This is a genomic window from Citrobacter sp. XT1-2-2 (assembly GCF_023516235.1).
In the GTDB taxonomy this organism is placed as follows: Bacteria; Pseudomonadota; Gammaproteobacteria; order Enterobacterales; family Enterobacteriaceae; genus Citrobacter; species Citrobacter werkmanii.
In genome coordinates this window covers 4,643,911-4,656,599 of record NZ_CP097324.1, presented here as the reverse complement: position 1 = coordinate 4,656,599, position 12,689 = coordinate 4,643,911, and the positions used below count along the sequence as shown (strand labels likewise).

Genomic DNA, 12,689 nt, shown 5'->3' with positions numbered 1-12,689 from the left:
CAACTTACAAACGACGCAATAATTTTGCCGGGTTGCCCGCGTACACGCCTTTCTCGGTAATCGATTTTGTCACCACGCTTCCCGCGCCGATGACTGCGCCATCGCAGATTGTGACTGCCAGAATGGTCGCCCCACTGCCGATCGAGACATCATTACCAATCGTAATTCTTCCCCAACTGGTGCGGTCGGCATTGGGTTTTCCTTGCCGAAACATATCGTTAGCGAACATCACGCCATGACCGATAAAACAGCGGGAACCGATGGTGACATATTCGCAGATGAAGGTGTGCGACTGAATTTTGCTATCTGCGCCAATCTGCGTGTTGCCCTGGATTTCAACAAATGGTCCGACAAAAACGTTGTCTTCCAGTATGCAGTCGTACAGGTTCGCCGGTTCATAAACCACCACATTCTCACCGCACGTGACGTTGCGGACAGCGGATTGACGAATATTCATCATTTATATCCTCTTAAATCTGCTTTTCCATAACGTACAAAATACTGGTCTGGGAGGCGGTAGTGAAAGCAGTTTCCTTCACAAGCGTCATCCCTTGCCGTTCATAGAACTGCCGTGCCTTAGGATTATCAGCCAGTACCTCAAGCCAGAGCCATTTTTCATCCTGCTCTTTGGCCTGGCGAATAACTTCGGCAAAAAGCTGCTCACCGTACTGTTTGCCCGTTGCATCTGGCATCAGGTAGATCTTATGTAGCAATGCCCCTGAACGCCCTTCTGGATCAATAGAGTGGCGGAGACTGTATTTGGCAAAGCCAACCGGCGCGTCGGCAAAGGCGATAAGCCAGAAGGTTCCGGGCTCGGCCAGACTGCTGGATATCGCTGGTAAGGAATATTCCTGCTCAAGATAAGCGTCGAGCTCGCTCGGGTTTTTCCACAAAGGCGCAAAGTGATGTCGATAGCTGATATAGCCCATTGCGCTTAGCAAGCTGGCATCGTCGACGGTTGCCATTTCAATCTTAAGCATTTCTATTCCGTTCAAGATGTTAGTGTCAGAAGCATTGTTGCACCATTATTGAGCTGCACAAAACATAAACAAAAAATGTAGATCTCTGTCACATTTCTGCGTTATACAGGAACCTTGTTACTGAACAGGAGGGGCCGTTATGACGTCGTTATCTCGTCCGCGTGTGGAGTTTATCTCCACCATCTTACAGACCGTGTTGAATCTGGGGCTGTTGAGTCTGGGCCTGATCCTGGTTGTATTCCTTGGGAAAGAAACGCTACACCTGGCGGATGTACTGTTCGCGCCGGAACAAACCAGCAAGTATGAGCTGGTGGAAGGGCTGGTGGTTTACTTTCTCTATTTTGAATTTATCGCGCTGATTGTGAAGTACTTTCAGTCAGGGTTTCACTTTCCGCTGCGCTACTTTGTTTATATCGGGATCACCGCAATTGTGCGGTTGATCATCGTCGATCATAAAGCGCCGATGGATGTATTGATCTATTCTGCGGCGATCCTGCTATTGGTGATTACGCTGTGGCTGTGTAACTCTAAACGGCTGAAGCGAGAGTAAAAGACAACACGCCGCAATCCGGCTGCGGCGTGTTGTATGTCAGGGTTACTGCGCAGAGGCTGGCTGGGTTTTCTCTGCTGCGGGTTCCCACAGTTCTTCAAGTTCTTCCAGCGTTTTGCCTTTGGTTTCCGGCACGAACTTCCACATAAACAGCGCCGCCAGAATACCCATACAACCGTAAATCCAGTAGGAGAAACCGTTGTGGAAATGGGAAACCAGCCACGAATTTTTGTCCATCATTGGGAAGGTCCAGGAGACGAAGTAGTTCGCCAGCCACTGAGCGGCGACGGCAATGGCGAGCGCTTTGCCACGAATCGCGTTCGGGAAGATTTCTGCCAACAGCACCCAACAAACCGGTCCCCAGGACATGGCGAATGCGGCGACGTAAAACAGCATCGACAGCAGCGCTATCAGCCCGGAAGCCTGGGTGTAAAACGCGGTGCCAAGGCTGAACATCCCAAGAGCCATACCCAATGCGCCAATTATTTGCAGCGGTTTGCGACCAAATTTGTCCACCGTCATGATTGCCAGCACGGTGAAGCTCAGGTTGATTACGCCGACAATAATAGTCTGCAAGAGCGCCACATCGGTGCTGGCCCCTAACGTTTTAAACACTTCCGGCGCGTAGTACAGCACGACGTTAATACCGACAAACTGCTGGAAGATGGAGAGCATCACGCCGATGACGATAACGCCCACACCAAACATCAACAGGCGTCCGCCGGTCTTACGACCATGCTCCAGTGACTGATTGATCTCCTGCATGGCCTGGGTGGCGAGGCTGTTGCCCATAATTTTGCGCAGAATGCCCTCCGCCTGCTCGTGTCTGCCACGCGCCATCAGCCAGCGCGGGCTTTCCGGTACGGTGTACAGCAGCAGTAAAAACAGCAGGGCGGGAATACTTTCGGAAGCAAACATATATCGCCAGCCATCGGTATTCAGCCAGTTAGCGTCACCGGAACGGGCAATAAAATAGTTAACGCAATACACCAGCAGTTGACCAAAAATAATGGCGAATTGGTTAAAGGAAACCAGTTTCCCACGAATATGCGCTGGAGCCAGTTCTGCAATATACATCGGTGAGAGCATTGAGGCTAAACCAACGCCAATACCACCAATGATGCGATAAATAACAAATTCGGGGACGTATCCGGCCAAATAAACAGGCACGGCATTATCTGGGTTAATCGTGGTAAATCCTAATTCTGGCCACGCAGAACCAATACCGGAAATAAAGAACAGCAGGGCGGCGATTTTCAGCGAGTCCCGGCGACCGAAGCGGTTACTGCAATAACCGCCCAGCGCACCGCCGATGATGCAGCCAATCAACGCGCTGGCAACGCAAAAGCCTAACAGCGAGTTGGCGGCGGATTCACTTAAATGTTGCGGGGCGACAAACACGGTATTTAAGGATTCTACCGTTCCGGATATGACGGCGGTGTCATAGCCGAATAATAGCCCTCCTAATGTTGCTACTAATGTAATCGAAAAAATATAACTGGAATTATATTGGGTGTTCATTCAGACCTGCCTTAGAGGATACAGCTCTTTTGATCAGTGTCGTGATGGTGGATTTAACAGGCAGGGAAGACAATTATCATTTTTTACATTGCAATTATGTTTTGTCTTTTCTGTGATCTTAATTCTGTTTAATTTGTCTGTTTTCAGGTGGTAAATATAATTGCAGTGATGGGGGCCACGAAAGGAAATAATCGTAACAGCAATGCAAAATAACATAAAAAAGGGCGCTCCGTAGAGCGCCGAATAACTGTCACAGGTTGGGATAACATAAGTTGAGGGTTGCAGTGGCATTGCCCGTTGCCGGGCAGGTACTTCGATAAAACTTAACCTTTCACACCACCCGCCGTCAGGCCGTTGACCAGCCAGCGCTGTGCCAGCAGGAACACCAGAGTAATCGGAATGGCTGAAAGTACAGCTGCGGCGGCAAAGTCGCCCCACAAGTAGTTCTGTGGATTGAGGTACTGCTGCATACCAACCGCAAGGGTGTAGCTGTTCACATCACGCAGCAGCAGTGACGCGACCGGTACTTCGGTAATAGCGGCAATGAATGACAGAATAAACACGACCGCCAGAATTGGTACGGAAAGCGGCAGCAGTACCAGGCGGAATGCCTGCCACGGCGTGGCGCCATCCAGCGCGGCCGCTTCTTCCAGCGAACCGTCGATGGTTTCAAAATAGCCCTTAATTGTCCACACATGCAGCGCGATACCGCCGAGATAGGCGAAGATCACGCCGCCGTGAGTGTTCAGGCCGATAAACGGAATGTATTGGCCCAGGCGGTCAAACAAGGCGTACAACGCGACCAGAGACAGCACCGCCGGGAACATCTGGAAGATTAGCATCCCTTTCAGCAGGGTCGCTTTACCCGGGAAGCGCATACGGGCAAAGGCGTAAGCACAGGTGGTGGAAAGCGTCACAATACCAATCGCGGTAATGGTGGCGACTTTCACCGAGTTCCACAGCCACAGCAGCACCGGGAACGGCGGCGGAGTGACGCGGCCATCCGCATGTTCTACGCTAAAGCCCAGCGCCAGTTTCCAGTGTTCCCAGGAAATATTATCCGGGATCAGGCTGCCGGTAGCGAAGTTACCTTCACGCAGCGAAATGGCGATGACCATCAGCAGCGGGAACATGATCGCCGCGATAAAAATCAGCAGCCCTAAGTGCGTTGCGAATAAACGTAACTTTTGTGATTTCGGTTGGACCATAGCCATGTTCGTTGTCTCCCTTAATCAAACTTCATACGTGTGGCTTTCAGGTTCACAATCGCCAGCGCGCCAACCAGCAGGAAGATCAGGGTGGCAATCGCCGCCGCCAGACCGAAGTCCTGACCGCCGCCGCCTTCAAAGGCGATACGGTAGGTGTAGCTGACGAGCAGGTCGGTGTAACCGGCAGGCGTAGTGGTGCCAAGACGGTCCGGACCGCCGTTGGTCAACAGTTGAATCAGCACGAAGTTATTAAAGTTAAAGGCGAAGCTGGCGATCATCAGCGGCGTCAGCGGCTTAATCAGCAGCGGTAATGTAATTTTAAAGAAGTTCTGGAACGGACCCGCGCCGTCCATTGCCGAGGCTTCATACAGATCGTCAGGAATCGCTTTCAGCAGCCCCATGCACAGGATCATCATGTACGGATAACCCAGCCAGGTGTTAACGATGATAATCATCGAACGCGCGGTGGTTGGATCGCTAAACCAGGCCGGCTTGATACCAAACAGCGCGCTGAGCATCATGTTGATTTCACCAAAACTCTGGTTGAACAGCCCTTTGAAAATCAGAATCGAGATAAACGACGGTACGGCGTAGGGCAGAATCAGCAGGACGCGGTAAATCGCTTTGCCCTTCAGAGATTCCCACTGCACCAGACAGGCCAGCACCATACCCACAGCCACGGTCAGAATCACCGTCAGGACTGAGAACACTACCGTCCAGATAAAGATGGCGAAGAACGGTTTCTGGATGCCCTCGTCGGTAAATACGCGGGTGAAATTGTCCCAGCCGATGGTGACGGTATAGCCCGGGCTGAGTTTTTCAGTACCCCAGCTACCGTCTGCGTTAATGGCCTGATAATAACCAATATCGTTATTAGCGCGGTACTTCACGCCGCTTTGGTTGTTGGTGAGCGTCCCATCATCGGCCAGGGAGTAGAGCGGCTGCGTACCGGAGAACTGACGCAGTGAACTCATGATGACTTTGCTTTCGTCCGGCAGAATGGCTGTTAGCTGAGTCAGCGCCTGACGATTCTGGGTGATGATGCGCAGCGTCGCACGTTCGCCCGCTGGTAGCGCCTCGGTTTCTTTTAACTGCAGCTTCTGTTCGCCGCCAAATTTAAAGGCGTCGGAAACATAATTTTTTCCCGTTTCACCGTCGGTGAGGGCCAGTTGCCACTCATCACCCGCCGGATACAGGCCAAAGTTGTAAGTTTTACCTGCCTGATAAGAACGATCCATCAGGACTTGTTGAGCACGTTCAAAGGTCAGTTGGTTGGTGCTGCTGTAGTTGGTAAAAGCAATGGCGATGGTACAAATGAGCGGAAACAGGACAAACAGCCCCATACCGGCCACGCCAGGATAAACATAGCGCCAGGCATAGGCTTTACGGTTAGCGAAAATATACAGGCCAACAGAGCTTAAAATTAGCGTCATGATGGCAAACAGATACTCCCCCTGAGCGTACATCAAAACAACAAGGTAACCGACCAGCAGACCAAGCAGACCCATTACTGACCATTTCAGCATGTCGCTTTGCCACCAGTGTTTCTTTTTAATGACATCCATGGGGTTCAATCCTCAACAACAATGAAAACCTGTTGGTCAGCGTGCCTGATGGCGCTGCGCTTATCAGGCCTACATACGTTGTAGGCCGGATAAGGCATGTATGCCGCCATCCGGCACGTTCACAACTGTATTACTTGGTGATACGACCCTGCGCGTCTTTCAGCGCGGCATCGACGGTCTGACGACCGCTGGCGGCGTTGATCACGGCGGTACGCACGGCATACCAGAATGCGGACATCTGCGGGATGTTCGGCATGATTTCGCCTTTCTGGGCGTTATCCATGGTGGCCGCGATACGCGGATCTTTCGCTAACTGTTCCTGGAAGGATTTCAGCGCAACCGCGCCCAGTGGTTTGTCCTTGTTCACTTCATCCAGACCCTGGTCGGTCAACAGGTAGTTTTCGAGGAACTCTTTCGCCAGTTCTTTGTTCGGGCTGGCGGCGTTGATACCCGCGCTCAGTACGCCAACGAACGGTTTAGACGGCTTGCCTTTGAAGGTTGGCAGCAGCGTAACGCCGTAGTTCACCTTGCTCTTATCGATGTTGGACCACGCCCACGGACCGTTGATGGTCATCGCGGTATCGCCTTTGTTAAAGGCCGCTTCGGCGATGGAGTAGTCGGTATCCGCATTCATGTGTTTGTTTTTGATCAGGTCGACCAGGAAGGTCAGGCCCGCTTTCGCGCCAGCGCTATCCACGCCCACGTCTTTCACGTCGTACTTGCCGTTTTCAAACTTGAACGCGTAACCGCCGTCGGCGGCAATCAGCGGCCAGGTGAAGTACGGTTCTTGCAGGTTGAACATCAGCGCGGATTTACCTTTCGCTTTCAGCTCTTTATCCAGCGCCGGAATTTCTTCCCAGGTTTTCGGTGGGTTCGGAACGAGGTCTTTGTTGTAAATCAGCGACAGCGCTTCCACGGCGATCGGGTACGCAATCAGTTTGCCGTTATAGCGTACGGCATCCCAGGTGAACGGATAGAGCTTGTCCTGGAACGCTTTGTCTGGCGTGATTTCAGCCAGCAGGCCAGATTGTGCGTAGCCGCCAAAACGGTCATGCGCCCAGAAGATGATGTCCGGGCCGTCGCCAGTCGCGGCAACCTGCGGGAACTTCTCTTCCAGCTTGTCCGGGTGCTCAATGGTAACTTTGATACCCGTGTCTTTCTCGAATTTTTTACCCACTTCAGCGAGGCCGTTATAGCCTTTGTCGCCGTTAATCCAGATGACCAACTTACCTTCTTCAATCTTGGCGAGAGCCGAGGCGGAAAACATCATCGTCGTTAATGCAGACAATGCGAGGATGCGTGCGCCAGTTTTGATATTCATAGTTCCCATCCTGTTTGGTGATTTTGCAGAGGTGGCTTAACGGGTACTAGTTTCTTTATACGGCAACCTCTTTCCATCCTCCTTACACCTACGCCCCACCCGTTCTTTATGTGATCTGTGTTACATAAATGTGAGTATTGCGCACTGGCGCACATAAAACCCCACCCATTTTTGCAAGCTGCATCACGAAATTCCTCTGAGGCTGGTGGTCCGGGTCTCAGACGCTGCGCTCTCATCCTCCCGCCTCCTCCCCCATAAAAAAGCTGGGGGGTGGAGGATTCACGCCCGTGAGGGATAACGCATAGTCAGTCCATCATGAATGTTGCTGTCGATGACAGGTTGTAACGAAGGGAGAAGGGCATGGCGAGCGTACAGCTGCGAAATGTAACGAAAGCCTGGGGTGACGTGGTGGTATCGAAGGATATCAATCTCGACATTCACGAAGGGGAGTTCGTGGTGTTTGTCGGACCGTCAGGCTGTGGTAAGTCGACCTTGCTGCGTATGATCGCCGGACTTGAAACCATCACCAGCGGCGACCTGTTTATCGGGGAGACCCGGATGAACGACATTCCACCCGCCGAACGCGGTGTGGGCATGGTCTTCCAGTCCTATGCGTTATACCCCCATTTATCCGTCGCGGAAAACATGTCGTTCGGCCTCAAACTGGCCGGCGCGAAAAAAGAGGTAATGAATCAGCGCGTTAATCAGGTAGCTGAGGTTCTGCAACTGGCGCACCTGCTGGACCGTAAACCGAAAGCGCTGTCCGGTGGACAACGTCAGCGTGTGGCGATTGGCCGTACGTTGGTTGCCGAGCCGCGAGTATTCCTGCTGGACGAACCGTTGTCGAACCTTGATGCCGCGCTGCGCGTCCAGATGCGTATTGAAATCTCCCGCCTGCATAAACGTCTTGGCCGCACGATGATTTACGTCACCCACGATCAGGTCGAAGCGATGACCCTGGCAGACAAAATTGTGGTGTTGGATGCCGGTCGTGTGGCGCAGGTCGGTAAACCCCTGGAGCTGTACCACTATCCTGCCGACCGCTTTGTCGCGGGCTTTATCGGTTCGCCAAAGATGAACTTCCTGCCGGTGAAAGTTACCGCAACGGCAATTGATCAGGTGCAGGTTGAATTACCAAACCGCCAGCAAGTCTGGTTACCCGTCGACAGTGCCCGCGTTCAGGTGGGTGCCAATATGTCTTTAGGTATCCGCCCGGAACATCTGCTGCCCAGCGAAATCGCCGATGTCACCCTTGAAGGTGAAGTCCAGGTGGTCGAACAACTTGGTCACGAAACACAAATTCATATCCAGATCCCCGCCATCCGTCAAAACCTGGTTTACCGCCAGAACGACGTGGTGTTGGTAGAAGAGGGTGCCACATTCGCTATCGGCCTGCCGCCAGAGCGTTGCCATCTGTTCCGTGAGGATGGCACTGCATGTCGTCGGTTGCACCAGGAGCCGGGCGTTTAAGGTCCCCATAAAAAAACGAAACGCAAAACCATTCGCAGTTTCAGAAGGTGGCAGCGTTTAAAGAAAAGCAATGATCTCAGGAGATAGAACGATGATTACTCTGCGCAAACTTCCTCTGGCGGTTGCTGTGGCAGCAGGCATTATGTCTGTTCAGGCAATGGCTGTGGATTTCCATGGTTATGCTCGTTCCGGTATCGGTTGGACGGGTAGCGGCGGCGAACAACAATGTTTCCAGGCAACAGGTGCACAAAGTAAATACCGTCTCGGTAACGAATGTGAAACCTATGCGGAAATCAAATTAGGTCAGGAAGTGTGGAAAGAAGGCGATAAGAGCTTCTACTTCGACACCAACGTCGCCTACTCCGTAGCACAGCAGAATGACTGGGAAGGAACTGATCCAGCCTTCCGTGAAGCCAACGTGCAGGGTAAAAACCTGATTGAATGGCTGCCAGGCTCTACTATCTGGGCCGGTAAGCGCTTCTACCAACGTCATGACGTGCACATGATCGACTTCTACTACTGGGATATTTCAGGTCCTGGCGCCGGTATTGAAAACATCGATCTGGGCTTCGGTAAACTGTCTCTGGCCGCGAGCCGTTCTCAGGAAGCGGGTGGTTCATACGCGTTCAGCAGCCAGAATATCTATGATCGTACCAAAGATACCGCCAACGACGTATTTGACGTTCGTTTAGCGCAGTTGGCAACGAACACTGACGGTATGTTGGAACTGGGTGTTGACTACGGTCGTGCGAATACGACAGACGATTACAGCCTGGCAGACGGCGCATCAAAAGATGGCTGGATGTTCACCGCTGAACATACTCAGAGCATGCTGAAGGGCTACAACAAGTTTGTTGTTCAGTACGCGACAGACTCCATGACCACGCAGGGTAAAGGTTTGAACCAGGGTTCTTACGGTTCTTCTTCCTTCACCATTACTAATCCAGATGGTAGTAAAACCAATTACGCCAATAACGTGATTAATAACAACGGTAGCCTGGTGCGTATTCTCGACCACGGCGCCATCTCCCTGGGCGACAAATGGGATCTGATGTACGTCGGTATGTACCAGAACCTCGATATGGATAACGATCTGGGTACCGAATGGTACACCGTCGGTATCCGCCCGATGTACAAATGGACGCCAATCATGAGCACCCTGATGGAAGTCGGCTACGACAACGTCAAATCTCAGCAGACTGGCGATCGCAACAGCCAGTACAAAATCACCCTCGCGCAACAGTGGCAGGCTGGCGACAGCATCTGGTCCCGCCCGGCAATTCGTGTCTTCGCAACCTATGCCAAGTGGGATGAGGAGTGGGGCTACGTCAAAAATGGTAACGACGTAACCAAATATGCAGCTGCAACGAACTCTGGTATCAGCACCACCAGCCGTGGTGACAGCGATGAGTGGTCCTTCGGTGCTCAGATGGAAATCTGGTGGTAATTCAGCACTAACCTGACGTAAAGACCGAAAGAGGGGCGTAAGCCCCTCTTGATTACGGTTTAGCGCGCTATTGCCTGGCCACCGCTGAACCCATGCTATCTGAGGTGATAACAATGAAAATGAAGAAAAGTCTCGTTGCCCTTTGTTTATCTGCAGGGTTATTTGCCAGCGCGCCTGGCATCAGCCTGGCCGATGTGAATATTGTTCCGCAGAACACTACCGCGGCGCCTGCTATTCCCACTGCAGCGTTGCAACAGCTAACCTGGACGCCTGTTGATCAATCCAAAACTCAGTCCACGCAGCTTGCGAGCGCGGGCCAGCGTTTGGATGTTGCTGGAATTACCGGTCCGGTCGCGGCCTGGAGCGTACCGGCCAATATTGGCGAGTTAACTCTGACGCTAACCAGTGAAGTAAACAAACAAACCAGCGTATTTGCGCCAAACGTCTTAATTCTTGATCAGAACATGACGCCATCTGCGTTCTTCCCCAGCAGCTATTTCACCTACCAGGAGCCCGGCGTAATGAGTGCCGATCGCCTGGAAGGCGTAATGCGTCTGACGCCAGCGCTGGGCCAGCAAAAGCTTTATGTTCTGGTCTTTACGACGGATAAAGACCTCCAGCAGACCACGACCCTGCTTGATCCGGCAAAAGCCTATGCCAAGGGCGTCGGTAACGCCGTACCCGATATTCCGGACCCGATCGCGCGTCATACCACCGATGGTCTGTTGAAATTGAAAGTCAAAACCAGCTCGTCCTCCAGTGTGTTGGTCGGGCCGCTGTTCGGTTCTTCCGGCCCTGGCCCTGTCACTGTCGGCAATACCGCAGCGCCTGCAGTGACTTATGCGGCTCCGGCAGCAGCGGTTGCCGCTCCTGCGCCGCAGCCGGTGAAGAAAAGTGAGCCGATGCTGAACGACACCGAAAGCTATTTTAATCAGGCGATTAAGGATGCCGTGGCGAAAGGCGATGTCGATAAAGCGCTGAAGCTGCTTGATGAAGCTGAACGTCTGGGATCCAAATCAGCCCGATCCACCTTTATCAGCAGTGTAAAAGGCAAGGGGTAAACATCTCCCCACATTGTTGATTTTGCAACAACTGGTGCGTCTCCTGGCGCACCTTTTTTTATCCTTCAGTGCGAATTGTTACGCTTATGTTGCTCTGCCGATCACTTAATTGTGTTTGCTCACCCCGTAATGCCTTTTCTGCGATACAATGCCTTTAGGTTATAAATCGGAGAGTAAGGCATGCCACACCCTGCGTTAACGCAACTGCGTGCGCTGCGTTATTTTGATGCGATCCCGGCGCTGGACCCGCAACTGCTCGACTGGTTGTTACTGGAAGATTCCATGACCAAACGTTTTGAGCAGCAGGGCAAAGAAGTCACCGTCACGTTGATTCGCGAAGCGTTCGTTGGGCAAAATGAGGTGGCTGAAGAACTGGCGCTGCTGCCTAAAGAGTCCCGCTATTGGTTACGCGAAATCCTGTTATGCGCGGATGGTGAACCCTGGCTTGCCGGGCGTACTGTGGTGCCTGAATCCACCCTGTGTGGCCCTGAACTGGCTTTACAAAACCTGGGGAAAACCCCGCTCGGACGCTACCTGTTTACGTCATCGACATTGACCCGAGATTTTATTGAGATTGGCCGCGATGCAGCGCTGTGGGGGCGTCGTTCCCGCCTGCGGCTGAGCGGTAAGCCGTTGATGCTTACCGAGCTTTTTCTGCCTGCATCGCCGTTGTACTGAGAGGAAGATAAAGATGGAGTGGAGTCTGACGCAGAATAAGCTGCTGGCGTTTCACCGCTTGATGCGTACGGATAAGCCAATCGGCGCCTTACTGCTGCTCTGGCCTACGCTGTGGGCATTATGGGTAGCAACCCCTGGCATGCCGCAACTGTGGATCCTGGCGGTTTTTGTCGCCGGCGTATGGTTAATGCGCGCTGCCGGATGCGTGGTGAATGACTATGCCGACAGGAAGTTTGACGGCCACGTTAAGCGTACCGCGAATCGACCGCTGCCGAGCGGGGCTGTCACCGAGAAAGAAGCCCGAACGCTGTTTGTCGTACTGGTATTGCTGGCCTTCCTGCTGGTATTGACGCTCAATACGATGACCATTTTGTTGTCCGTTGCGGCATTAGCGCTGGCGTGGGTTTACCCGTTTATGAAGCGCTATACGCATCTGCCGCAGGTGGTGCTGGGGGCGGCGTTTGGCTGGTCGATCCCGATGGCGTTCGCCGCCGTGAGCGAGTCCGTACCGCTGAGCTGCTGGCTGATGTTCCTCGCCAATATCCTCTGGGCGGTGGCCTATGATACGCAGTATGCAATGGTTGACCGCGATGATGACCTGAAGATCGGTATTAAATCGACCGCGATTCTGTTCGGCCAGAACGACAAGCTGATTATTGGTATTCTGCAGGTGGGCGTGCTGGTGCTGATGGCGCTGGTGGGCTGGTTAAACGGGTTGGGACTGGGCTATTACTGGTCTCTGTTAGTGGCTGGGGCGCTGTTTGTGTATCAGCAGAAACTGATCGTCAACCGTGAACGTGACGCCTGCTTTAAAGCGTTTATGAACAATAACTATGTTGGTCTGGTGCTGTTCTTAGGCCTGGCAATGAGCTACTGGCATTTTTGAGT

The 12,689-nt window shown here is 52.6% G+C and carries 12 protein-coding genes; 6 read left to right on the top strand and 6 right to left on the bottom strand.

Features of this window, described 5'->3' with window-relative positions:
- Positions 1-4: 4 nt before the first annotated feature.
- Complete coding sequence (locus M4I31_RS22120; RefSeq protein WP_069325179.1) at positions 5-457, bottom strand: acyltransferase; 453 nt, start codon at positions 455-457, stop codon at positions 5-7.
- A gap of 13 nt (positions 458-470) precedes the next feature.
- Positions 471-980 (bottom strand): GNAT family N-acetyltransferase, encoded by a 510-nt coding sequence (locus M4I31_RS22115; RefSeq protein ID WP_038636237.1) that lies wholly within the window; start codon positions 978-980, stop codon positions 471-473.
- A 139-nt stretch (positions 981-1,119) separates the two neighbouring features.
- Here M4I31_RS22115 and psiE point away from each other — a divergent pair, with 139 nt between their 5' ends.
- Positions 1,120-1,530: a phosphate-starvation-inducible protein PsiE gene (psiE, locus tag M4I31_RS22110; protein ID WP_003031674.1), complete on the top strand. Its 411-nt coding sequence runs from the start codon at positions 1,120-1,122 to the stop codon at positions 1,528-1,530.
- Between the two features lie 45 nt (positions 1,531-1,575).
- Here psiE and xylE read toward each other — a convergent pair whose 3' ends face one another.
- The 4 genes from xylE to malE form a co-directional block, all read right to left on the bottom strand.
- Complete coding sequence (gene xylE / locus M4I31_RS22105) at positions 1,576-3,051, bottom strand: D-xylose transporter XylE (RefSeq protein ID WP_038636240.1); 1,476 nt, start codon at positions 3,049-3,051, stop codon at positions 1,576-1,578.
- A gap of 323 nt (positions 3,052-3,374) precedes the next feature.
- A complete protein-coding gene (malG, locus tag M4I31_RS22100; protein WP_038636242.1) occupies positions 3,375-4,265 on the bottom strand; it encodes a maltose ABC transporter permease MalG in 891 nt (296 codons plus the stop codon).
- A gap of 14 nt (positions 4,266-4,279) precedes the next feature.
- The gene (malF, locus tag M4I31_RS22095) at positions 4,280-5,824 is read right to left on the bottom strand and encodes a maltose ABC transporter permease MalF (protein ID WP_085049590.1); all 1,545 of its coding nucleotides are present in this window, start codon (positions 5,822-5,824) and stop codon (positions 4,280-4,282) included.
- Between the two features lie 130 nt (positions 5,825-5,954).
- The gene (gene malE / locus M4I31_RS22090) at positions 5,955-7,145 is read right to left on the bottom strand and encodes a maltose/maltodextrin ABC transporter substrate-binding protein MalE (RefSeq protein WP_032940895.1); all 1,191 of its coding nucleotides are present in this window, start codon (positions 7,143-7,145) and stop codon (positions 5,955-5,957) included.
- Positions 7,146-7,505: 360 nt separating this feature from the next.
- Between malE and malK the strand changes: the two genes are divergently transcribed.
- From malK to ubiA, 5 genes are all read left to right on the top strand, one after another.
- Positions 7,506-8,615 carry a maltose/maltodextrin ABC transporter ATP-binding protein MalK gene (malK, locus tag M4I31_RS22085; RefSeq protein ID WP_038636246.1) on the top strand — a complete coding sequence of 370 codons (1,110 nt, stop codon included), beginning with the start codon at positions 7,506-7,508 and terminating at the stop codon, positions 8,613-8,615.
- Between the two features lie 91 nt (positions 8,616-8,706).
- Positions 8,707-10,062, top strand: coding sequence for a maltoporin (locus M4I31_RS22080; RefSeq protein WP_038636248.1), 1,356 nt, complete (start codon positions 8,707-8,709; stop codon positions 10,060-10,062).
- Between the two features lie 113 nt (positions 10,063-10,175).
- On the top strand, positions 10,176-11,123 hold the full coding sequence (malM, locus tag M4I31_RS22075; RefSeq protein WP_069325183.1) for a maltose operon protein MalM: 948 nt from the start codon (positions 10,176-10,178) through the stop codon (positions 11,121-11,123).
- Between the two features lie 180 nt (positions 11,124-11,303).
- The gene (ubiC, locus tag M4I31_RS22070; RefSeq protein WP_085049591.1) at positions 11,304-11,801 is read left to right on the top strand and encodes a chorismate lyase; all 498 of its coding nucleotides are present in this window, start codon (positions 11,304-11,306) and stop codon (positions 11,799-11,801) included.
- A gap of 13 nt (positions 11,802-11,814) precedes the next feature.
- Complete coding sequence (gene ubiA / locus M4I31_RS22065) at positions 11,815-12,687, top strand: 4-hydroxybenzoate octaprenyltransferase (RefSeq protein ID WP_003826589.1); 873 nt, start codon at positions 11,815-11,817, stop codon at positions 12,685-12,687.
- Positions 12,688-12,689 lie beyond the last annotated feature (2 nt).